Source organism: Mesorhizobium robiniae, from assembly GCF_040545535.1.
GTDB classification, from domain to species: Bacteria; Pseudomonadota; Alphaproteobacteria; order Rhizobiales; family Rhizobiaceae; genus Mesorhizobium; species Mesorhizobium robiniae.
In genome coordinates this window covers 201,830-223,470 of the sequence record NZ_JBEPMC010000011.1, presented here as the reverse complement: position 1 = coordinate 223,470, position 21,641 = coordinate 201,830, and the positions used below count along the sequence as shown (strand labels likewise).

Genomic DNA, 21,641 nt, shown 5'->3' with positions numbered 1-21,641 from the left:
CCGCCCGAAAACGAACGCCACGGCGGCAGCCATCAACCAGAGAGGCCAAGACGCCAGAAGGCCGACGACCAAGGCAAGAACGAAACTGGTCAAAAGGTCATGCATCGACGCGTCGCGGTGTGGGGTTGTAAAAGATGCGAAAGCTAGGAGGCTTTCTGTTACCCCGGCCAAATAGCAAAGTGTGACACGCAGGGCGATTGTAAATCTCTGTGCCATCGTCATTCGTTAGGTTCATTTTTCGGTCTGGGGTGGAGCAGGTGAGCGAGGAGAGAGCGTCGCCACTTGCCCTGGCGTCCCATCTCCATCATGTATCATTAAAACAGAAACGACGGGACATGCGTTTGACCATCCCCAACATGATCACGATCATGCGTTTCGTGCTGGTGCCGGGCGTGGTGCTGGCCATGCTGCAGGCGCACTGGGACTGGGCTTTCGCCGGCTTCCTGATCGCCGGCATTTCCGACGGCGTCGACGGTTTCATCGCCCGCCATTTCAATCAGTTTTCGCGGCTTGGCGCCTATCTCGATCCGATGGCCGACAAATTGCTGCTGGTCTCGGTGTTCGTGGTGCTGGGCTTTATCGGTGAATTGCCGCTGTGGCTGGTCGTCACCATGGTGTCGCGCGATGCGCTGATCGTCTGCGCCGTGCTTTTGTCCACCGTCATGGCCCACCCGGTCGAGATGAAGCCGCTGTTCGTGTCCAAGGCCAACACCGCCATCCAGATCGTGCTGGCGGCGGTGGTGCTGGGCGAACTGGCTCTCGCCCTCGACCTCGATCCGCTCAGGCCGGTGCTCATATTGCTGTCCGGGGTCTTGACCGTGGCTTCGGCCGCGGCCTATCTCGTGGCTTGGCTGAGGCATATGAGCGGCTATGGCGAAGGCTCCACACCGGACACCTGACCAGGACATCGACGCGGCAGCCGAGGCTGCGGCCGCCGATGCCGCCGCGTCTGGCGTGTTTCGCCGCCAAATCCGCTTCTGGCTGATCAGCGCCATCATCCTCGCGGTCTTCCTCTATGTCTTCAGCGGCATCCTTTTGCCGTTCGTCGCCGGCATGGTCCTCGCCTACTTCCTCGACCCGGTCGCCGACCGGCTGCAGCGGCTCGGCCTGTCCAGGCTGATGGCGACGGTTGTCATCCTGTTCGCCTTCATCGTCGTTCTGGTGCTGGCCTTCGTCATCCTCGTTCCGGTGCTGGCCTCGCAGATGGCCGATTTCGCCAGCAAGCTGCCGGAATACCTGACCCGGCTGCAGACCCTGATCACGAGCTTCGATCCGAGGTGGCTGGAAGAGAAATTCGGCGTCGACGCCAATGGCCTTCGCGAAGGCTTGAATTCGCTGCTGACCTCCGGCTTCGGCCTCCTGACCACGGTGTTCACATCGATCTGGAGCTCCGGCGTGGCGCTAGTGTCGGTGGTCAGCCTGTTCGTGGTGACACCAGTCGTTGCCTTCTACATGCTGCTCGACTGGGACCGCATGGTGGCGATCGTCGACAGCTGGGTGCCGCGCGACTATGTCAAGACCGTCAGGGCGATCGCCAACGACATCAACACTGCTACCGCCGGTTTTGTGCGCGGCCAGGGCACGCTGTGCCTGGTGCTGGGCGCCATGTACGCCACCGGCCTCACGTTGACCGGCCTGAATTTCGGCATCCTGATCGGCCTGTTCGCCGGGCTGATCTCCTTCATTCCCTATGTCGGCTCGCTGACCGGGTTGGTCCTGGCCGTCGGCGTTGCCTTCGTTCAGTTCTGGCCCGACTGGACCATGATCGCGGCGGTGGCCGGCGTGTTCTTCGTCGGCCAGTTCATCGAGGGCAACATCCTGCAGCCGAGGCTGGTGGGAAAAAGCGTCGGCCTGCATCCGGTGTGGCTGATGTTTTCGCTGTTTGCCTTCGGCGCGCTGTTCGGCTTCGTCGGCCTGCTGATCGCCGTGCCGGCCTCGGCCGCCGTTGCCGTGCTGGTGCGTTTTGCCATCGCCCGTTATCTGGAATCGCCGCTCTACAAGGGCCACAGCACCGAACCTGTCCCGCCGCTGCCGGCGCGTCGCCGCGGGAGCGGTGGGCCGCGCAGTTGAGCCAGATGCCGGACAACAAGATCGACCCGCCGCGCCAGTTGCCGCTCGATCTCGGCCACGGCACCGGCTACTCGCGCGACGAGCTCGTCGTCTCCGGCACCAACAGCCAGGCGGTGGCGCTGGTCGATCGCTGGCCCGACTGGCCGTCGCCGGCCATTGTGCTTGCCGGTCCGGCAGGCTCTGGAAAAACCCACCTGGCGTCGATCTGGCGCGCCCGCGCCGGGGCTGTGGCAGTCGACGCCGGGCGCATCGGCGACTGCATCGCGAGCCTCGGCGCGCGGCCGGCTCTGATCGACGATGTCGATGCCGGTCCGGTCGATGATGAGGGGCTGTTCCATCTGATCAACGCAGTGCGCGGGGCCGGCTCGACCTTGCTGCTGACCGCGCGGCGCTTTCCGTCCGCCTGGGGCGTCAGGCTCCCGGACCTCGCCTCGCGACTGAAGGCTGCGGCGACGGTCGAGATCCACGAGCCGGACGATCTCTTGCTGGCGGGTGTCATCACCAAACTGTTCGCCGACCGGCAGGTCGAGGTCGAGCCGCATGTCGTGCAGTATCTGGTGCGCCGCATCGAACGCTCGCTGGCCACCGCGATGCGGGTGGTGGAGCGGCTCGACCGCACTGCACTAGAGCGCAAAACGCCGATCACGAGGGCGCTCGCCGCCGAAACCGTCAGCGCCATGGATGAGGGGCAGGGCGAGTTCGAGATTTGATACAGCAGCTCGGCCGGTGTCCCATTTCGGGAAATCAGTGCTGGCATCGGTCTTGCAACGTCAGCCTTGCCGGCTAACCCCGGTCCTGATTGCGTATCAATCAGGTTGTAGGCTCGCCGGGAGTTCGAGGCGGTTGGGGTTCTCCTCCCGGCGAGTTTACCTTGGCCGTTGTAATGGACCGTTGAATGGTCTATTTTCGCCTGCAAGTATGGACCAGAGGATGGTCTATAAAGGAGCGGCCGATGCAGGTATCCGTTACAGACGCTAAAGGACAACTGACCGAATTGGTGCGTCGTGCCGAGGCAGGTGACGAGATCATTCTGACCCGTCACGGTCACGCGGCCGTGCGTCTGGTTCCGGTCAAGGCAGTGCCGGACAGGAAAAGCCGCCGGGCATTGCTGGAGGCGATGCGGGCATCCGGCGCCGCGAGGGCGAAGGCTGGGCCATCTGCCGCGCGAAGCCAGGATTTTCTCTACGGCGACGATGGCCTGCCTGAATGATCGTGGTCGATACTTCGGCGCTGATGGCGATCGTTCTTGACGAGCCGGAGGCTGATGCCTGCATCGCGGCCCTTGAGGCCGAAGACGACATCCTGATTTCCGCCGGCACCGTGGCCGAAGCGCTGATCGTTGCGGCACGGCGCAATGTCGGCGAAGAGCTGTCCGGACTGATCGACGGGCTTGGTTTAGAAATCGCGGCAGTGACGCCGGCCTCTGCGCGTCGCATCGCCGAGGCCTACGCAAAATGGGGTAAGGGCATTCACCCGGCCGCGCTCAATTTCGGTGACTGCTTCGCCTATGAGGTGGCGAAGGAGCATGCCTGCCGCCTGCTTTTTGTCGGCGACGATTTTTCGAGGACCGATGTCGAAAGCGTTCTCTAAGGAAGCAAAGCAAGGACCATAGGCGGCGCGATTTTGCTTTGCTGCCCAGGTCGAGCCGCCACCGCTGCCACGTTCAGTTCCCGCCGCCCGCAAGCGCTGTCCGTTCGACGCCAAAGCGCCTGCGGTAATCGCCCGGCACCAGGCCGGTTATCCTGGCGAACACTTTGCGGAAGGAGCCGGGATCGTCATAGCCGACATCCCAGGCGATCTGGTCTACTGATCGGGTCGTCGCTTCCAGCATCTCACGCGCCTTGCCGACGCGCAGGTGCTGGCAATATTCGGTCGGCTTGAGACCGGTGGCGTTGCGAAAGCGGCGCAAAAAAGTCCGCTCCTCCAAGGCCGCATGCTCCGCCATGGTGGCAAGCGTGACATCGCGCGCGCCTCTCGCCTGGAGCCAGTGCTGCACCTTGAGAATGGCTTCGTCGCCATGGTTCAGCCTGGGAGCGAAGGGGCTGTAGAAGCGCTGTTCGCGCCCCGGCGGATCCACCAGCATGAAGCGGGCGGTGTCCATCATGACGGTCGGCCCAAGCACCCTGTCGACGAGTTTTAGGCCGAGATCGGTCCAGGCCATGTAGCCGCCGGCGGTGATGATGTCGCCATCGTCGATGACCAGTTTGTCGGCATCCAGTGCGATGTCGGGGAAGCGCATCGCCAGCGCGTCGCGATAGGCCCAATGCGTGGTTGCAGCACGACCCGACAGCAGGCCGGTCTCGGCAAGCACGAAGGCGCCGGCGCAGACCGAGCCGAGCGTCGCGCCCGCCGCATGGCGGGCCCTGAGCCAGTCGGCATACGGCGCGGCCGACTCTCGGGGGATCGGATCACCTAGGGTCGGAGGCAAGATGACCATGGCCGGTCCATTGCCAGGGCCGGGGTCGCTGTCGCCGGGCTCGCTGTCGAAGGTGCGGATGATCGTTTGGTTCGCCTCCTGCCACTGCCAATGGCTGACACGAAGCCTCAGCGCGTCCGGCGAGCGTTCGGCAGCCAGGCGGTTGGCCAGCTGGAAGAGATCGGTCAGCCCAAGAACAGCCGCTTCCTGAACGCCGGGATAAACAACGAGGCCGATTTCGACCGTATCGCGTGCCGCAACCATCTGTCAGTTTTGCCGTGTCAAATGTCTGTTTTGCCAATCGTCACCATGACGCCGTTGCAGTAGCTTGTCCACAGAAGGAAACGAACCTTCCCCCCAACAACTTCAGCTATCCACATCAAGGAGCACGATGATGAGCACATTCACCACCAAGGACGGCACCGAGATTTTCTACAAGGATTGGGGCACAGGCCAGCCAATCGTGTTCCACCACGGCTGGCCGCTCAGCGCCGATGACTGGGACAACCAGATGCTGTTCTTCCTCGACAAGGGCTATCGCGTCATCGCGCATGATCGGCGCGGGCATGGCCGCTCGACACAGACGGCGACCGGCAACGAGATGGACACATACGCTGCCGACGTCGCAGCCCTGGTTGCCCATCTGGATTTGAAGAATGCCGTTCACATCGGCCACTCGACCGGCGGCGGCGAGGTGGCGCGTTACGTTGCCCGCTACGGTGGCGAAGGACGCGTCGCCAAGGCGGTGCTGATCGGCGCGGTGCCGCCGATCATGGTCAAGACCGACAGCAACCCCGGCGGCCTGCCGATCGCGGTCTTCGATGGCTTCCGTGCCGCTCTGGTCGCCGACCGCGCCCAGTTCTACAGGGATGTGCCGGCCGGCCCGTTCTACGGTTTCAATCGCGAGGGCGCCAAGGTCTCGCAAGGGGCTGTCGATAATTGGTGGCGCCAGGGCATGATGGGCGGAGCCAAGGCTCACTACGACTGTATCAAGGCTTTTTCCGAAACCGACTTCACCGACGACCTGAAGAAGATCGATGTGCCCGTCCTGATCATGCATGGCGATGACGACCAGATCGTGCCGATCGCCGACTCCGCTTTGCTTGCAGCCAAGCTCGTGAAGCAGGGCACGCTCAAGGTCTACAAGGGCCTTCCGCACGGAATGTGCACCACCCACCCGGAGATCATCAATCCGGATCTCCTGGCGTTCATCCAAAGCTGACGCTCGGAGCTTCAGGCGGGCACGCTCGGAGATCCGGGCTGCCCGTCGGCCGCAGTCAGGCGCAGGTGCGCCGGCAGCACGGCCGATGATTGCGATGGATGAATGGTCGGAGTGGAGAGATTCGAACTCCCGACCCTCTGGTCCCAAACCAGATGCGCTACCAGGCTGCGCTACACTCCGAGTCCTTGCGGGCTATAGGGTTCCAGGCTTGGCTGCGCAACCCCTTAAAAGACGAAAACGGAACAAACGGCAGGCCCGGGCCGAGAGCGGAGCGGAAAATGCCAGCCAAGTCGCGCAACGGCTTCGCCGCAAACTGTTCAAGCTGGTGGCGGGGAACGGCGTTTTGCCAAGACCCTGGCGCGATCATTGTCGGTGGCCAGCCCCTGTCGAAGGGTGCTGCGGCAAGCATCGGCCTTGCCGCCGGCTGCATTGCGAAGTAATGACGGGAATACAGCGGCGGTGCCGCTGCACTTAGCAACGAGGTGGCCATGTCCGCGCGCATTTTCAGCCCAGCCAAAACCGCGATGCAGTCCGGCAAGGCCAAGACCGGCCACTGGGTGCTGGAATTCGATCCCGAGATGCGCAAGAAAATCGATCCGCTGATGGGCTACACCACGTCGGGTGACATGCGCAGCCAGATCAGGCTTACGTTCGACACCAGGGAAGAGGCGGTGGCCTATGCCGAAAAAGAGGGGCTGGCGTACCGTGTCGAGGAGCCGAAGGAATCCAAGCGCCGCCAGATTTCCTATGCGGAGAATTTCCGCTATGACCGCAGGACGCCTTGGACGCATTGACCCGGCAAATGCCGGGCAGCCGTCCCAGCGCATAGTTCAGTCGACCCTGGCGTCGGCCCAGCGGTCCCGTAGCTCAGCTGGATAGAGCACCGGCCTTCTAAGCCGATGGTCACAGGTTCGAATCCTGTCGGGATCGCCAATCTTTCAAGGTCCGTTCCGGACACATAGGTTACGGTTTGTGCCGCAAGACGCTCTTGGCCTTCTGTACGCTGGCCGGCTTGGTCAGCCAAAATGCGGTTCGGACCACCCGCCAAATCGAGGAATAGCGGGTGGTCCCTTATCAGCGCAGGAAGGGACGTAGCTGCGCAGATCTCAGTACGGCTCAGTTGGTCCTTAGCTAACGATCATTCCAATCGCCATAAAGGTGAAGGAGACCGCGAGGACCGGAGCGAGTAACCAGCGGGCTTGGTGGACCCTCTTTTCCATGGGCTCCTCCCGTAAACTCGCAGCTTGCAACGACCGCGAGCAACGGCGGTTCCGGATGGCGCAATATCCAGCCTATTGCGCGAACAGATGAGACTTAAGTCCTGTCTCATATAGGACCGAAGCCCACTCAAGGAACGTTTGCTGTTGCCTCAGGTTTGGTGAGCCTGACGCGAAGACGCCGTTTGGCGCAACAGAGCTCACACAAAGGAGGCACTTATGAGAATGCGTCTTTCCACTGCAGCCGCGGGATTTCTGCTGCTGGCAGGTATCGGCGCCGCTGCCGCTCAGGACGTCGTCATCGAGCCTGAGCAGGAGACCGTCATCAAGGAATATGTGAAGAAGCAGCCGCTCGCATCGGTGAAGGTCCCCGGGGTAGAGCTCAATATCGGCTCAACACTGCCCGAGACGGTAGAACTTCATGAAGTTCCCGACACCAAATACAGCTACGTGGTGGTCGACGACCGGACTGTTGTCGTTGATCCAGGCACACGCAAGATCATCAAAGTCATTGAATGACCATAGCAATTCCAGGAAACTGCGTAGCGGTTCTCCGTCCGGAATTGCGCAAAAACAAATACTTAGAGCGGTTCGGAGGTTCTAGAAAGAGCTGAACCGCTCTGGCGGCTAGGAGGAGATCCCGCCGTGCCGAAAGGCGCGGCGGGAGGCCGGCAAGGGAGGAATATGATCACCATGTTGAACCGTGAGATTGGAGCATCGCAGGCGCTTCGAAGGCGCATGACCAACCTCGACAAAAGGATGCGCGACGCGCGGATTACCGAGAATGAACTGAAGACTTTTCGAAAGGTCGCAGCCGTCATGGAGGACGGCAAGGGCAGAATCGATGCCGACGATTTGATTGCCGCATCCTTCGTCGCCGAGACGCTGGACTAACCAAGCCGCCCTTAAGCTCTCCAGAACGCGAGGCGCTGCAATGTCCCTCTCTCCCAGCCTTTTCTCTGTCGGTCTGACCTTCCAATGCCCGCAGTGCAATTTCACCGTCGTCAAGAACGGCAGTTGGTTTCAGGTCGTTTCCCATTACAAGTGCGAGGGATGCGGACGCGATATCCGGATCACCTATCCCGACAAGATTGCTATCTTCAGGAAGCACGAGCACTTGCTCACGACTCCACCGGGAGCACGGTAGATGCGGCAATAAGCTCGACCGCCGGGGGCCGAGCGCGCGAGGCGGGGAAGCCGGCGTTCGCCCCGATGGCGAGATCGGCACGCGCAAATACGTCGGCCAGGCTTTCATTAATTCCGGCCGCGGGCCGCGAGCGGCGCTGAAGATGCTTCCAAAAGCACGCCGGGCCGCCTCCGAAGGTTGTGAAGCGCCCACGGAATGGACCAAACCGGTCCCTGTAAGTGACAGATCGCGCCGGAGACATGGCGCGTGAATCCGTGTCGTTTTTCAGGTATCACCGATCGCTGCACGCCTCGCAGGTTAGATTCGCCGACGTCGCGGGCACTTCCTGTGCTTCATGCAATGTTCGCGGTGAGGGGGCGTTGGTGGACATATCCGCCAATGGCGGTCGGGCGGATCTGAACGGGGCTTTCCACGAATGACAACGATGGGCGCGGCGGCACTGCTGATCCTGATCCTGACCTATGCGGGCGTGGCCATCGGCAGGTTCCCCGGTCTGCGCCTCGATCGGGCAGGCATCGCGCTGCTCGGCGGTGCGGCGATGATCGCCATCGGCGCGCTCAGCCTGGACGAGGCCTACCGTGCCATCAATTTCGACACGATCACGCTGCTGCTCGGCATGATGATCGTCGTGGCCCATCTAAAAGTGTCGGGCGCTTTCCGCGCACTCGGCGCCATCGCCATCGAGCACGCGCATGCGCCGTTTATGCTGCTGGTGATGGTGACGCTGCTGACCGGCGTGCTGTCGGCGTTCCTGGTCAACGACGCTATCTGCCTGGTCATGGCGCCGATTGTCGTCCATGTCACCCGTGTCATCAACCGCAACCCAGTTCCCTACCTGATCGCCACCGCCACGGCGTCGAATTGCGGCAGCGTCGCTACCATCACCGGCAATCCGCAGAACATGGTCATCGGCGCGCTGTCGGGAATTTCCTATCCGGCCTTCTCGGCGGCTCTGGCGCCGGTCGCCCTGTTCGGCCTCGTCGCCGTCATCGTCATCGTGCGCATCGTCTATCGCGCAGAATTCGCTCGCAAGGCCGAACTCAGCCCCGAAGTTTATCGCGGCCGCATGCTGCCGGGACAGGTGCTGAAGGCGGCAGTCGTCTGCATCGGACTGGCGATCGCCTTCTTCGCAGGCGTGCCGGTCGCCAAGGCGGCGCTCGTCGGCGGCGCCATTCTTCTGGTCACCCGCGCCATCAAGCCGGCGCGCATCTACCGCGAAATCGACGGGCCGCTGCTGTTCATGTTCGCCGGCCTGTTCATCGTCGTCGCCGGCGCCGAGAAGGCGCTGCTCAGCCCCGACATCATCGCCTCGGCAAAGAACCTCGGGCTGGACGATGTCTGGCGGCTGTCCGGCTTCACCGCGGTGTTGTCCAACATCATGAGCAACGTTCCGGCCGTGCTGGCGCTGCGGCCGTTCATACCCGGTCTGGAAAACCCCGAGCGCGCCTGGCTGGTCGTCGCGATGAGCTCGACGCTGGCCGGCAATTTCACGCTGCTCGGTTCGGTCGCCAATTTGATTGTCGCCGAGCACGCGCGGGTCTCCGGCAAACCACTATCGTTCGCCGCCTTCTTCAAGGTAGGCCTGCCGCTGACGCTGGTCACGCTGCTGGCCGGGACTGCATGGCTGGCTTTCGGGCTTTAGCCGGCACGGATAGTTCCGGCAGCATTATGAACGCATCGTCAGACGCTGTTTTTGGATCTCGCCCGAACGAGCATCGCCGCAGCCCGGCCGGCTGCTTCGATATAATCAGGGTTGCGGTGGATCAACATGATCGAGAAGGCGCCGTCCATGAGAAGTACGATTTCGCGCGCTAGCGCCTGCGGTTCCAAAATGCCGCGGCCTGACATTTCGCCGGCCAGCCATTTTTCGAAATTCGCCTTGTGTCGCGCCCCGACCTTGATCGCCGGATGTCCGGGCAAGGCGGCGAGTTCCGCGGCCGTTCGCAGGAAACCGCATCCTTTCCATCTGGGGTGGCGCGCCACGCGTGCCAGATTGGTGAAGATCGCTTCGACCTTGCGATCGGGGCCGCCTTCGGCGGTGTCGAACCAGCCGGCCATCTGCTTCAGGTTTGGCTGGTCGCGGCCATCGAGATAAGCCGCGACTAGGTCGTCCTTGCTCTTGAAATGATAGTAAAGCGTGCGCTTGGTGAGGCCTGCCTTTTCAGCGACTGCATCGACGCTGACACGGCCAATCCCTTCGGCATAAAAGAGCTTCATCGCGGCATCGACAATGCGTTTGCGGGTAGGGCTGGGCGCTTGCGGCATAGAGTGAAGTATACTGACTAGTGAATATACAAGCAATCGAAAGCCTGATCCTTTCCTGCCCAGCCATAGCGGAAAGGAAGCCAATGACTGGACTTGTCCTGAGCGAGGTTCGCGACGGAGTTGCCGTCCTGACCCTCAATCGCCCTGAAAAACTCAACGCGCTGAACTACGCCCTGATCGATCGCTTGCTGGCCATCCTCGACGCCATCGAGGTCGATGGCTCTATCCGCGCAGTCATCCTCACCGGCGCAGGCGAGCGGGCGTTCTCGGCAGGCGGCGACATCCACGAATTCTCGGCAAGCGTGGCGCTTGGCGCCGATGTCGCCTTGCGCGATTTCGTCATGCGCGGGCAGCGATTGACGGCACGGCTGGAAGCCTTCCGCAAGCCCGTCATCGCCGCAGTCAACGGCCTTGCCTTCGGCGGAGGTTGCGAGATCACCGAGGCCGTGCCGCTCGCAATCGCCAGCGAGCGTGCCTCGTTCGCCAAGCCCGAAATCAATCTCGCCATGCCGCCGACCTTCGGCGGAACGCAGCGCCTGCCGAGACTGGCAGGGCGCAAGCACGCGCTTGAATTGCTGCTGACAGGCGAAGCGTTCTCGCCGCAACGCGCGCTCGAACTAGGCCTCGTCAACCAAGTGGTGCCACACGACGACCTGATGCCGGCCGCTCTCGAACTGGCTCGGCGGATATCCCGGCACTCGCAACTGGCGGTCGCCAGTATCCTCACCGCGGTAACGCGCGGCCTCAACCAGTCCATCGCGGAAGGGTTGCTGGTTGAAGCCGAACAGTTCGCCCGCATGGCCCCGACCGCTGATCTGCGCGAAGGGCTCGATGCCTGGATCGCGCGCCGCAAGCCGACCTATTCCGGCTCGTGGTCGCGCATTGCTGCGGGCGAGTGAAGCGCAAAGGGACTGTGATCTCGCTGGAGCCGGTTCCGGAGATAGTTGAGGCGTTCGATTGCGGAGGACTATTTGGCGCGGGTGGGCCAGAACGCCCAGATCAGCAAAGCCGCCAAAGCCAGCCAGAGCGCCACGACAAAGAACATTCCCGTCCTGCTTTGCGGGCGTCTTTCGAGCGCGGCAGCCCGCGCCCGAAACTCGTCCATTAGCGGCGGCGGAATAAGCTTTATCGCCAGGATTACGCCGAGCGGCACGATGATCAGGTCGTCGAGATAGCCGAGCACCGGGATGAAATCCGGGATCAGGTCGATTGGGGAAAGCGCATAGGCGGCCACCATCCCCGCCACGAGTTTCGCGGACCAGGGCACCCGAGGGTCACGCGCGGCGAACCACAGGGCGATGACATCAAGCCTGATGTCGCGCGCCCGGCGCTTTGCCGTTTCCAGCCATGCTTTCATAGGATTGTTTTAACATAGATTGTCGAGCGGCGGTTGCTGTCCATGACCGTGCGCTGTGGGAAACCTACGACGCCGCCCGCGCTGTCCTGTTCGCCGCGACGCAAACCGGCGAACCCGCCTCGCTACCAGGTGGCTTGACGCTGCCGCGCCGCCCTGTGCGCACAGGGCGGTCTCCCCTGGCATGGCTACGGCGACGTTACCGTCAGATGGCCTTTCATGTTGGGATGGAAGCGGCAGAAATAGTCGACCGAACCCGCCGTCTTCAGCGTCAGGCTCGCCGCCTTCTTCGGCGGGATCATCACCTCCCAGCCGCCTTTGAGAGTCGCCGTGTGGGCGAACACGTCCTTGTTGACCCACTCGATCGTGTCGCCGACCTTCGCCTCGATGCTTGCGGGCGAAAATACAAGCTTCTCGATCGTCACCTCAATCGTGTCGGCCTTGGCTGGTGCGGCCCCAATGGTTAGCGCCCAAGCAACCCACAGATGCCGTTTCGACGCCGTCGGTGCTGTTCTCATTTCAGTCTGCCGGCGACATGTTCGGCATGCTGTTCATGGCCCTGGAATAGCTTCAGGCCGGTCTCCAGCAGGCTCTTCAGTTCGGCATTCTCGGCCGCGGGGATCAGCAGGGTTTCGAGCGCGCCGTTGACCTGCCTATGGTAGGCAACCTCGTGGTCGACATAAGCCTTGTCGAAGGCGGCGCCGTCGAGTTTGGCGAGCTTCGCCTGTTCCTCGGCTGCCGCCTTGGTCAGCGCCTTGCTGGTGGCGTTGTCCTCCGGGGTCACGTTGAGCTTCTTGATCAGGTCAAGCGCTTGTTTGTTTACGGCTTCATGGTCTCGCACCATATCTTTGGCGAAATCTACAACCTCTTTGTTCTTCGATTTCTCCAGCGCTTGTTTGGCTGCCTCGATGTCAAGCACGCCAGCTGTGTAGGCGATGTGCGCGATCTGCGGGTCGGTCGGCTTGTCGGCGGCTTGCGCCAAGGGCGCCGCGCTGAGCAGGAAAAGCGCTGCCAGTGCGGTGGTCGATCGAATAAACATGACGTTCTCCTTCGCCGGATGCGGCTGGCTCCGGGCATTTTCAGTTGACGATGATTGGATGCTGGGCGGGGGCAAACGTTCCCGGGAATCGAAAAATCAGTCTATAAAGCCAAGCCGCTGCATCACCGCGGCGGTCAGCCGTTCACACCGGCGGCCGGCGAAGGGGAAGGCATTGAGCAGCACCGGGCCGATCTGATCGTCCAGCGCCTGGCGCACGAGGGCGCGGGCGCGGTGCAGGCGGCTCTTGACGGTTTCGGGCCGCACATCAAGCAATTCGGCGGTCTCCTCAATGCTGAGACCCTCGATCACCCGCGCCACGAACACTGTCCGGTACACGTCGGGAAGCCGATCGGTCGCCCGTTGGACAAGCTCGAGGATTTGCCGTTGCGCCATTGTCCGCTCCGGATCGTCGCTGGGATCGAGGGGAAATTTGATGATTTCGGCGTGTGGAGTTTGCGGCAGGGCTACCGTTCGCCGTCTTTTGCGCAAGCGCCCAAGCGCCTCGTTGATGACGATGCGCGACAGCCATGTGGCGAGCGAGGATTCGCCGCGAAAATCCCCGAGATGGGCAAAGGCCCTGACATAGGCCTCCTGTACGATGTCCTCAGCCTCACTGTCGTTGCGGACGATGCTGCGGGCGATACGATAGAGTCGCTGGTTGTGCATCTTGATAATCGTGCGGAAGGCTCCGCCCTCGCGCGCCAGCGCGCGGTCGACAAGCTGCATCTCGTCAGCTGCGGCAGGCACGACCGTCAAGACAGCAGACATGACCGGTTTCCTCATCGCAAGCCAATCTCCTGACCGAAGCAAATCCTCCGATCGAAGCAGTGGACGGTCTAGCCGAGAAAAGGTTCCCGAATATTTTTCCCGGCGGCCGGCACCGATTACGCTGCCGCTTCCGCCAACGCCTTGTCGCCAGCTTGCGCGCGTGCCGTTGCGGCCAGCAGATCGGTCTGCGTAATCAGGCCGAGGATGTGCTGGTTGTCGTCTACGATGACGACGGCGTGGCTGCGGCCGTCGGTAAGCACCGGCAGGAGGCCCATGGCCGGCGCGCTCGCCGAGGCGGTCGCCGCTGTCGATGTCACGCTTTTTACGGTCTCCGCCGCTCGCGTCAGTTCTCGAAGCCCGACGGCGCCGACCAGCCTTGCTTCTCTATCGACGACCGGCAGCGTGCGGATGTTATGCTCGAGCAGCAAATGACGAGCGTCCTCTGCGCGAGCGTTTTCATCGATCGAAATCACATCGCGCGACATGATGTCCCCGCACAGCAAGGTCCGGTGCGTGCGCACCATCGCCTGCAATTCGACTTGCCGCAGCAGTCGTTCGATATCGTTGCGGTCGATATCGAAGGTCTCCTCCAGCGCGCCGAGTGCGGCATCGATATCCTCCGGCCGGAAGCCGACTCGCTCCCGCGCTGGCGGGTCGATGGTTCCATGCGTGCTCTTGGGGGCAGGGGCCGGCACGTGGGGATAGTTGCGTCTCGACAGCCGGTGGAAGCCGTAGCCGAGCGCCACAAGCACGACGGAGTTCAGCGCCACTGGCACGAACGGAAACAGGAAACCCGCACTGATGACGGCCGGGCCGCCGAACACCGCCGTCAGAGCCGCCGCGCCGCCCGGCGGATGCAGGCAGCGTGTGAACGACATCGCGGCGATGGCAAGCGCAACGGCAATGCCCGTGGCAAGGACGGGCTCATGCACGAAGTGCGCCACGATCACGCCGACGAGCGCCGATATCGTGTTGCCGCCGATGATCGACCAGGGTTGCGCCAGCGGGCTCGCCGGCACTGCGAACAAAAGCACGGCCGAGGCACCCATCGGCGCCACGAGCAGCGGCACATGCGGACCGCTGCCGAGCACAAGGCCACCGATCGCGCCGGTCAGCGCGATGCCGATCGTCGCACCGAAACAGGCGATCATGCGCTCGCGCAGTGTCGCGCCGGCCAGTATGGGAGAAAAAAGACGAAAGGCCATGGGTGCTCTGGGGTTTATCCCACTCTTGGGTTGAACCCTGAGGAGTGTTGAACTTTGAAACGCCTTCCAATGACGCCGGACGGCTAAGTTCGAAAGCCAAACGAATCCGAGAAATAGCGGATTTGGGAAATATTGTTGCGCTCGGATAGATCAGGCGAGGTTCCGGGCCGCCAGCCGGAGCAGCCATGCAGTGTGATCCGGCTAATCTTTTCAAGAGGTTGAGCGCGTTCTCTGAATCGGTTTTGGAAGCTCGCCACCCTCGCTCAACCCGCCGCCGCGGCGAGACCGCGCGCAAGGTCGGCCTTGAGGTCATCGACATCCTCGAGCCCGATCTGCAGGCGCACCAGCGGGCCTTCGTAAGGGCCTTTGGCGACGACGCGGTCGCCGAGGAAGACCGGCACCGCAAGGCTCTCATAGCCGCCCCAGGAATAGCCGAGGCCGAAAATCTCAAGCGCGTCGAGGAAGGCATGCTGCTGTTTTTGGCCGCCGCCCTTGAGCACGATCGAGAAAATGCCGCTCGAGCCGCAAAAGTCGCGCTTCCAGAGATCATGGTCGGGATGGCTGGGGAGAGCGGGATGCAGCACGCGCGCCACGCCCGGTTGGCCCTCCAGCCAGCCGGCGATATCAAGTGCGCTGCGCTGATGCTGGTCGAGGCGCACGCCCATCGTGCGCAGGCCGCGCAGCACCTGGTAGACATCGTCCGGTCCGGCGCAGCAGCCCATCGTGTAGAAGGTCTCGCAAAGCTGTTTCCAGCACGCCTTGTTGGCCGATACCGTGCCGAGCAGCACGTCGGAATGGCCCGCCGGATATTTCGTCGCCGCATGGATCGAGATATCGACGCCGTGGTCGAGCGGACGGAAGTAGAGCGGCGTCGCCCAGGTGTTGTCCATCATGACGATCGCGCCGGCTGCGTGTGCGGCGCGGGCGATGGCCGGTATGTCCTGAACTTCGAAGGTATTGGAGGCCGGCGATTCGGTGAACACGACCCTGGTGTTGGACTTGATCAGCGCCGCTATACCGGCACCGGCGTGCGGATCGTAATACTCGACGTCAACGCCCAGGCGCTTCAGCATCGTGTCGGCGAAATTGCGGGTCGGATGATAGACGGAATCGACGATCAGGACATGGTCGCCCGCCGAAAGGAAAGCCAGCAGCGGCACCGTCACCGCCGCCAGGCCGGATGGCACTATGATCGTGCCGGCCGAGCCTTCCAGCCCATCAATGGCGCTTGCAAGGGCGTCGGTGGTCGGCGTGCCGCGCGTGCCGTAGGTGTATTTCTGGCCGCGGCCCGCCATCGTCGCAGCGTTAGGATAGAGCACGGTCGAGGCATGCACGACCGGGGGATTGACGAAGCCGAAATAGTCGCGCGGATTGTTGCCCGAGTGGGCAAGCCGCGTGTTGATGCCCAATTCGTTGCTGTCTTTTGTCATTGCGCTTCGCCTCTGGTGAAGCGCTAGCCATAGTGCGGTGGCATTGGCCGCGCAACCGTTCGCCATCCGCCAGCCGGCGGACTTTGGGTGTGCCAATTGCCCCCCATGACAACTCGGCAATGCGCAACCTTCGGAAGGCGGTTTCGAAGGGCCAACCCCAGTTTTGCACCGACCGGATCTGCCGGCTTCGTTCGCACTATTGACTAATTTCCAGGCGCGTTTGTCTGCAATTCGGGCATTTCCGGCAATTGGTTTTCGAACTCTTTCGGTTTCGGTCATTTTCCTTGACCTCACAGGAATAATCGCCTTCGATGCAGTTTGTGAATGGGAGGCAGCGCGTCGGTTGCGATGCGGGGGTTCCGGGAATGGGCCGGAACGCGAAGCTGCGTTCACACGGGAAAAAAGTCAGGTTCGCCTGAAAAAACAGAAAAGGGTCTGTGGGTTATGAAACACATTGCAATCGGCATTCTGGGCGCCGCCGCGCTTGGATTGGCGGCTTCGGCCGCGTCGGCGGCCACGCTCGACGATGTCAAGGCCAAGGGCTTCATCCAATGCGGCGTCTCGACCGGTCTGGCCGGCTTCTCGGCACCCGACGACAAGGGTGACTGGCAAGGCATCGATGCGGATTTCTGCCGCGCTGTCGCGGCGGCCGTCTTCGGTGATGGCAGCAAAGTCAAGTTCACGCCACTCAGCGCCAAGGAGCGGTTTACCGCGCTGCAGTCTGGCGAGATCGACATCCTGTCGCGCAACACCACCTGGACCATCAACCGCGACACGGCACTTGGCCTGAATTTCATTGGCGTCACCTACTATGACGGCCAGGGGTTCATGATCAATGCCAAGAAGCTGCCGGGCGTGAATTCCGCGCTGCAGCTTTCGGGCGCGGCGGTCTGCGTGCAGAGCGGCACCACGACCGAGCTCAACCTTGCCGACTATTTCAAGTCGAACAAGATGGAATATAACCCGGTCGTCTTCGAAAAGCTGGAAGAGGTCAACGCCGCCTATGACGCCGGCCGCTGTGACGTCTACACCACCGACCAGTCGGGCCTCTACGGCATCCGGCTGACGCTGGGCGCGCCGGCCGACCACGTGGTGCTGCCCGAGATCATCTCCAAGGAACCGCTCGGACCGGCCGTGCGTCAGGGCGACGACCAATGGTACCATATCGTCAAGTGGACCTACTTCGCGCTGCTGCAGGCCGAGGAACTCGGCATCACCAAAGCCAATGTCGATGAGATGAAGAACTCGGACAATCCCGAGATCAAGCGCGTGCTCGGCGAGGAGGCCGACACCAAGATCGGCACCGATCTCGGCGTCTCCAACGACTGGGTTGTCAACATCGTCAAGGCCGTCGGCAATTACGGCGAAATGTTCGAGCGCAATGTCGGTTCGGGCAGCCCGCTCAAGATCGCCCGCGGCATCAACGCGCTGTGGACCAAGGGCGGCCTGCAATACGCTCCGCCGATCCGCTGATCGAGATGTGATCCGGAAGGCAGCTTCCTGCCTTCCGGTTTCTCTTTCCAGGGATGGTCGAAATGGCATCGCAGGAAATTCTTCGCGAGGAGCCAAGCCGCGGTTCCTTCATCAACGATCCGAGGGTCCGCGGCATCGTCTTCCAGGCGCTGGTTATCATCGTACTGGCGGCGTTGGTCTGGTGGATCGCCCATAACGTCATTGCCAATCTGACGCGCCTGCGCATCGCATCCGGCTTCGGCTTCCTCAGTGGTCGCGCCGGCTTCGACATCAGTGAGAGCGCGATCGCTTACTCGTCGGATTCGACCTATGGCCGCGCCATTTTGGTCGGCTTCATCAACACGGTGATCGTTGCCGTCGTCGGCATTATCACCGCGACCATTATCGGCTTTATCATCGGCATCGGCAGGCTTTCGAACAATTGGCTGATCAGGAAGATCTGCACGGTCTATGTCGAAGTCTTCCGCAACATCCCGCCGCTGCTGGTCATCTTTTTCTGGTATTCCGGCGTGCTTGCCGTGCTGCCGGCGCCGCGCGAGAGCATCCATTTGCCGTTCGGCTCCTTTCTCAACCAACGGGGCTTCTATTTTCCGCGCGCCATGTGGGGCGATGGCTCCTGGCTGATCCTTGTTGCTTTGCTTCTCGGCATCGCCATGGCGTGGTTCGTCGCCCGCAAGGCACGACAGCGGCAGATGGCGACCGGCCAGCAATTCCCGGTGTTCTGGACATCCATGGCGCTGATCGTCGGCCTGCCGTTGCTGGCCTATGCGCTGAGCGGCTTCCCGTTGAGCTTCGATTATCCAAAGCAATCGACGTTCAATCTGACCGGCGGCTTTCAGGTCAGGCCGGAGTTCCTGTCGCTTTATCTGGCGCTGTCCTGCTATACGGCCGCCTTCATCGCCGAGATCGTGCGCGCCGGCATCAGGGGCGTCAGCAAAGGCCAGACCGAGGCGGCCGGTGCGCTCGGACTGCGGCCGGGATCGATCCTGCGGCTTGTCGTCATTCCGCAAGCCATGCGCATCGTCATTCCGCCGCTGACCAGCCAATATCTCAACCTGACCAAGAACTCCTCGCTGGCCATCGCCATCGGCTATCCGGACCTGACCGCGATCGCCGGAACGGTGCTGAACCAGACCGGCCAGGCGGTCGAGGGCGTGGTGATCATGATGGCCGTCTATCTGGCGCTCAGCTTGCTGACTTCGGCGGTCATGAACGTGGTCAATGCCAGGATGGCGCTGGTGGAGAGGTAGGGCCATGCAGGAACACGACCTTTCCTTCATCCGCGCCGAAATGGTGCTGGCGCAGCCGGCGCCGCCAAGCGAGCGTGGTCTGGGCGCCTGGATCCGCAAGAACCTGATCGCGTCGACCGGCGACACCATCCTGACCATCATCGGCATCGTGCTGGTGGCGATGCTCCTGCCGCAAGTCATCAACTGGGCCTTCATCAACGCCCAGTGGACGGGACCGAACCGCACGGTCTGCGCCACGGTGGCGCAAGGCGGCATCCAGCCGGACGGCTGGTCCGGCGCCTGCTGGGCCTTCGTCAACGCCAAGTTCGGCCAGTTCATGCTCGGCCGTTATCCCTTGGAGGAGCGCTGGCGGCCGATCCTGGTCGCCATCCTGTTTGTGGCGCTTCTGGTGCCGCTGCTCATCCCGAAGGTGCCGCGCAAGGGGCTGAACGCCATTCTTCTCTTTGGCGCGCTGCCGGTGGTTGCCTTCATCCTGCTGGTCGGGGGCATGTTCGGCCTGCCGCATGTCGAAACCTCGCTGTGGGGCGGGCTGCTGGTGACGCTCAGCCTGTCCTTCGTCGGCATTGCCGTGTCGCTGCCGGTCGGCATCGTGCTGGCGCTCGGCCGGCGCTCGAAGATGCCGATCATCAAGACGCTGTGCGTGGTCTTCATCGAGACGGTGCGCGGCATCCCGCTGATCACCGTGCTGTTCTTTGCCAGCGTCATGCTGCCGCTGTTCCTGCCGGCCGGTGTCAGCTTCGACAAATTCCTCAGGGCATTGATCGGCGTATCGCTGTTTGCAGCCGCCTACATGGCAGAAGTGATACGCGGCGGTCTGCAGGCTATCCCCAAAGGTCAGTATGAAGGCGCCGATTCGCTCGGCCTCGGCTACTGGCAGAAGATGGGCCTGATCGTGCTGCCGCAGGCGCTGAAGCTGGTCATTCCGGGCATCGTCAACACTTTCATCGGCATGTTCAAGGACACCAGCCTGGTCATCATCATCTCGATGTTCGACCTGCTCGGCATCGTCAAACAGAATTTCTCCGACGCCAATTGGGCGACGGCGCAGACGGCCAGGTCCGGCCTGGTGTTTGCCGCCTTCGTCTTTTGGCTGTTCTGTTTCGGCATGTCACGCTATTCGATGTTCACGGAACGTCGGCTCGACACCAGCTACAAACGCTAAGAACAAAAAAGGGAACCCTCCATGTCCACAGAAAATGCGGTCAGCGCGGAAGAGATCAAGGTCAATGCCGCCAAGATGCAGGTTTCCACCACCGATGTCGCCATCGACATCATCGCCATGCATAAATGGTACGGCGAATTCCATGTGCTGAAGGACATCAACCTGAAGGTGATGCGCGGCGAGCGCATCGTCATCTGCGGCCCGTCGGGCTCCGGAAAATCGACGATGATCCGCTGCATCAACCGCCTGGAGGAGCACCAGAAGGGCAAGATTATCGTCGACGGCAAGGAATTGACCAATGATCTGAAGAAGATCGACGAAGTGCGCCGCGAGGTCGGCATGGTGTTCCAGCACTTCAACCTGTTCCCGCATTTGACCATCCTGGAAAACTGCACGCTGGCGCCGATCTGGGTACGCAAGACTCCGAAGAAGCAGGCCGAGGAAATCGCCATGCACTTCCTCACGCGCGTCAAAATCCCGGAACAGGCCAACAAATATCCCGGCCAGCTTTCCGGCGGCCAGCAGCAGCGCGTGGCCATCGCCCGCTCGCTGTGCATGAACCCGCGTATCATGCTGTTCGATGAGCCGACCTCGGCGCTCGATCCGGAGATGATCAAGGAAGTGCTGGAGACGATGGTCGGCCTTGCCGAAGAGGGCATGACCATGCTCTGCGTCACCCACGAGATGGGTTTTGCGCGCAAGGTCGCCAATCGGGTGATCTTCATGGACCAGGGCCAGATCGTCGAGCAGAACACGCCGGCCGAGTTCTTCGACCATCCGCGCCACGAGCGCACGAAACTGTTCCTGTCGCAGATCCTGCACTGATCGCTCTCATCCAAATCAGAAGAGCCCGGCCGAAACCCGGCCGGGCTCTTCTGCGTCTGAGTTGTCAGCCGGCGGTCGCGCCCCGGCTGCAAGGCTGGGGCTCATGAAGAAGCTGTCCCTCATGAAAAGGTTTGGGCGTTTCCTCGCCATTCTGGTGGTGGCGATCGTGCTCGCCGTGATGCTGGGCACGTTCATTCCACGGCCCCTCTTGCCGGCGGCCGCCGCCGATCCCGCCGCCACCCGTCGAATCCTGGTGCTGAAAAATCCGATCCACACCGATATTGCCATCCCAGTCGATGACGATGTGCGCCAGCGCTTCAATTTCCTGGTCGATGGCGGCATCCCGGTCGACATGGCTGACGTCCGCTACATCGTCTTTGGCTGGGGAGGCCGCGCTTTTTATCTGGAGACGCCGACCTGGTCGGAACTCAAGGCCGGGCCGGTGATGAAGGCGCTGACCCTTGACGCTTCGGTCATGCATGTCGATGTCGCCGGCGACATTGTCGAGCCGCATCCTGACGTCGCCGGCTTCGATATCGGCGAGGAGCGTTTTGCAGCACTGCTCGACTTCATCGCCGCGAGTTTCCAGCAAGGGCCGAACGGCCCAGTGCCGATCGAGAATGCTGCCTATTCCAGGTTCGACCGCTTCTTCGAAGCCAACGGCCATTTCAATGCGCTGGTCGGCTGCAACACCTGGACCGCGGCTGCCCTGCGCATTGCGGGCCTGCGGACAGGCTGGTGGAACCCGCTGCCGGCCTCGCTGGACCTGTCGATGCAGATTTATAATTGATGCTTGGC

At 62.2% G+C, this 21,641-nt stretch carries 25 protein-coding genes and 2 tRNA genes; 18 read left to right on the top strand and 9 right to left on the bottom strand.

Features of this window, described 5'->3' with window-relative positions; genetic code table 11:
- Nucleotides 1-341: 341 nt before the first annotated feature.
- The 5 genes from ABID19_RS27030 (at nucleotide 342) to ABID19_RS27010 (ending at nucleotide 3,660) form a co-directional block, all read left to right on the top strand.
- Nucleotides 342-899 carry a CDP-alcohol phosphatidyltransferase family protein gene (locus ABID19_RS27030; protein ID WP_127295487.1) on the top strand — a complete coding sequence of 186 codons (558 nt, stop codon included), beginning with the start codon at nucleotides 342-344 and terminating at the stop codon, nucleotides 897-899.
- Entirely contained in the window at nucleotides 871-2,070 is a 1,200-nt protein-coding gene (locus tag ABID19_RS27025; RefSeq protein ID WP_095483246.1) for an AI-2E family transporter, read from the top strand. The genes ABID19_RS27030 and ABID19_RS27025 overlap by 29 nt, the downstream gene beginning before the upstream one ends.
- A 5-nt stretch (nucleotides 2,071-2,075) precedes the next feature.
- Complete coding sequence (gene hdaA, locus ABID19_RS27020) at nucleotides 2,076-2,780, top strand: DnaA regulatory inactivator HdaA (RefSeq protein ID WP_354493975.1); 705 nt, start codon at nucleotides 2,076-2,078, stop codon at nucleotides 2,778-2,780.
- A 242-nt stretch (nucleotides 2,781-3,022) separates the two neighbouring features.
- Entirely contained in the window at nucleotides 3,023-3,280 is a 258-nt protein-coding gene (locus tag ABID19_RS27015) for a type II toxin-antitoxin system Phd/YefM family antitoxin (RefSeq protein WP_095483249.1), read from the top strand.
- Complete coding sequence (locus ABID19_RS27010; protein WP_354493953.1) at nucleotides 3,277-3,660, top strand: type II toxin-antitoxin system VapC family toxin; 384 nt, start codon at nucleotides 3,277-3,279, stop codon at nucleotides 3,658-3,660. Before ABID19_RS27015 ends, ABID19_RS27010 begins: the two co-directional genes overlap by 4 nt.
- Before the next feature lie 73 nt (nucleotides 3,661-3,733).
- Here the strand turns inward: ABID19_RS27010 and ABID19_RS27005 are convergent, their stop codons facing one another.
- Nucleotides 3,734-4,750: a GlxA family transcriptional regulator gene (locus tag ABID19_RS27005; RefSeq protein ID WP_354493952.1), complete on the bottom strand. Its 1,017-nt coding sequence runs from the start codon at nucleotides 4,748-4,750 to the stop codon at nucleotides 3,734-3,736.
- 130 nt (nucleotides 4,751-4,880) lie between these two features.
- On the opposite strand from ABID19_RS27005, the gene ABID19_RS27000 reads away from it, so the two are divergent.
- Nucleotides 4,881-5,708: an alpha/beta fold hydrolase gene (locus ABID19_RS27000; protein WP_354493951.1), complete on the top strand. Its 828-nt coding sequence runs from the start codon at nucleotides 4,881-4,883 to the stop codon at nucleotides 5,706-5,708.
- A 103-nt stretch (nucleotides 5,709-5,811) separates the two neighbouring features.
- Here ABID19_RS27000 and ABID19_RS26995 read toward each other — a convergent pair.
- A tRNA-Pro gene (locus ABID19_RS26995) sits at nucleotides 5,812-5,888 on the bottom strand.
- A 98-nt stretch (nucleotides 5,889-5,986) separates the two neighbouring features.
- Here ABID19_RS26995 and ABID19_RS26990 point away from each other — a divergent pair.
- The 6 genes from ABID19_RS26990 to ABID19_RS26965 all read left to right on the top strand — a co-directional run bounded on the left by ABID19_RS26990 (nucleotide 5,987) and on the right by ABID19_RS26965 (nucleotide 9,714).
- Nucleotides 5,987-6,148, top strand: a complete 162-nt coding sequence (locus ABID19_RS26990) for a hypothetical protein (protein WP_354493950.1) — start codon at nucleotides 5,987-5,989, stop codon at nucleotides 6,146-6,148.
- Between the two features lie 48 nt (nucleotides 6,149-6,196).
- Entirely contained in the window at nucleotides 6,197-6,502 is a 306-nt protein-coding gene (locus ABID19_RS26985; protein ID WP_027152615.1) for an ETC complex I subunit, read from the top strand.
- Nucleotides 6,503-6,564: 62 nt separating this feature from the next.
- A tRNA-Arg gene (locus ABID19_RS26980) sits at nucleotides 6,565-6,641 on the top strand.
- 503 nt (nucleotides 6,642-7,144) lie between these two features.
- Complete coding sequence (locus ABID19_RS26975) at nucleotides 7,145-7,444, top strand: DUF1236 domain-containing protein (protein WP_354493949.1); 300 nt, start codon at nucleotides 7,145-7,147, stop codon at nucleotides 7,442-7,444.
- A gap of 219 nt (nucleotides 7,445-7,663) precedes the next feature.
- Entirely contained in the window at nucleotides 7,664-7,819 is a 156-nt protein-coding gene (locus ABID19_RS26970) for a hypothetical protein (RefSeq protein WP_354493948.1), read from the top strand.
- Nucleotides 7,820-8,487: 668 nt separating this feature from the next.
- Nucleotides 8,488-9,714, top strand: a complete 1,227-nt coding sequence (locus ABID19_RS26965; protein ID WP_354493947.1) for an anion transporter — start codon at nucleotides 8,488-8,490, stop codon at nucleotides 9,712-9,714.
- A 38-nt stretch (nucleotides 9,715-9,752) separates the two neighbouring features.
- Here the strand turns inward: ABID19_RS26965 and ABID19_RS26960 are convergent, their stop codons facing one another.
- The gene (locus tag ABID19_RS26960) at nucleotides 9,753-10,337 is read right to left on the bottom strand and encodes a TetR/AcrR family transcriptional regulator (protein ID WP_354493946.1); all 585 of its coding nucleotides are present in this window, start codon (nucleotides 10,335-10,337) and stop codon (nucleotides 9,753-9,755) included.
- Between the two features lie 83 nt (nucleotides 10,338-10,420).
- Between ABID19_RS26960 and ABID19_RS26955 the strand changes: the two genes are divergently transcribed.
- Nucleotides 10,421-11,236 (top strand): crotonase/enoyl-CoA hydratase family protein, encoded by an 816-nt coding sequence (locus ABID19_RS26955; RefSeq protein WP_354493945.1) that lies wholly within the window; start codon nucleotides 10,421-10,423, stop codon nucleotides 11,234-11,236.
- Nucleotides 11,237-11,304: 68 nt separating this feature from the next.
- Here ABID19_RS26955 and ABID19_RS26950 read toward each other — a convergent pair whose 3' ends face one another.
- The 6 genes from ABID19_RS26950 to ABID19_RS26925 form a co-directional block, all read right to left on the bottom strand.
- Complete coding sequence (locus tag ABID19_RS26950; protein ID WP_354493944.1) at nucleotides 11,305-11,694, bottom strand: YkvA family protein; 390 nt, start codon at nucleotides 11,692-11,694, stop codon at nucleotides 11,305-11,307.
- Nucleotides 11,695-11,879: 185 nt separating this feature from the next.
- Nucleotides 11,880-12,209 (bottom strand): cupredoxin domain-containing protein, encoded by a 330-nt coding sequence (locus ABID19_RS26945; protein ID WP_354493943.1) that lies wholly within the window; start codon nucleotides 12,207-12,209, stop codon nucleotides 11,880-11,882.
- The gene (locus ABID19_RS26940; protein ID WP_354493942.1) at nucleotides 12,206-12,730 is read right to left on the bottom strand and encodes a DUF4142 domain-containing protein; all 525 of its coding nucleotides are present in this window, start codon (nucleotides 12,728-12,730) and stop codon (nucleotides 12,206-12,208) included. The genes ABID19_RS26945 and ABID19_RS26940 overlap by 4 nt, the downstream gene beginning before the upstream one ends.
- Before the next feature lie 96 nt (nucleotides 12,731-12,826).
- Complete coding sequence (locus tag ABID19_RS26935; RefSeq protein WP_354493941.1) at nucleotides 12,827-13,498, bottom strand: RNA polymerase sigma factor; 672 nt, start codon at nucleotides 13,496-13,498, stop codon at nucleotides 12,827-12,829.
- Nucleotides 13,499-13,614: 116 nt separating this feature from the next.
- A complete protein-coding gene (locus ABID19_RS26930) occupies nucleotides 13,615-14,703 on the bottom strand; it encodes an HPP family protein (RefSeq protein ID WP_354493940.1) in 1,089 nt (362 codons plus the stop codon).
- 263 nt (nucleotides 14,704-14,966) lie between these two features.
- The gene (locus ABID19_RS26925) at nucleotides 14,967-16,133 is read right to left on the bottom strand and encodes a cystathionine beta-lyase (RefSeq protein ID WP_354493939.1); all 1,167 of its coding nucleotides are present in this window, start codon (nucleotides 16,131-16,133) and stop codon (nucleotides 14,967-14,969) included.
- 444 nt (nucleotides 16,134-16,577) lie between these two features.
- Between ABID19_RS26925 and ABID19_RS26920 the strand changes: the two genes are divergently transcribed.
- The 5 genes from ABID19_RS26920 (at nucleotide 16,578) to ABID19_RS26900 (ending at nucleotide 21,633) form a co-directional block, all read left to right on the top strand.
- On the top strand, nucleotides 16,578-17,606 hold the full coding sequence (locus tag ABID19_RS26920; protein WP_354493938.1) for an amino acid ABC transporter substrate-binding protein: 1,029 nt from the start codon (nucleotides 16,578-16,580) through the stop codon (nucleotides 17,604-17,606).
- A gap of 62 nt (nucleotides 17,607-17,668) precedes the next feature.
- Complete coding sequence (locus ABID19_RS26915) at nucleotides 17,669-18,856, top strand: amino acid ABC transporter permease (RefSeq protein ID WP_354493937.1); 1,188 nt, start codon at nucleotides 17,669-17,671, stop codon at nucleotides 18,854-18,856.
- A 4-nt stretch (nucleotides 18,857-18,860) separates the two neighbouring features.
- On the top strand, nucleotides 18,861-20,018 hold the full coding sequence (locus tag ABID19_RS26910; RefSeq protein ID WP_354493936.1) for an amino acid ABC transporter permease: 1,158 nt from the start codon (nucleotides 18,861-18,863) through the stop codon (nucleotides 20,016-20,018).
- 21 nt (nucleotides 20,019-20,039) lie between these two features.
- Nucleotides 20,040-20,843, top strand: a complete 804-nt coding sequence (locus ABID19_RS26905; RefSeq protein WP_352932481.1) for an amino acid ABC transporter ATP-binding protein — start codon at nucleotides 20,040-20,042, stop codon at nucleotides 20,841-20,843.
- Between the two features lie 121 nt (nucleotides 20,844-20,964).
- Nucleotides 20,965-21,633, top strand: coding sequence for a TIGR02117 family protein (locus ABID19_RS26900; RefSeq protein WP_354493974.1), 669 nt, complete (start codon nucleotides 20,965-20,967; stop codon nucleotides 21,631-21,633).
- The last annotated feature ends 8 nt before the right edge of the window (nucleotides 21,634-21,641 follow it).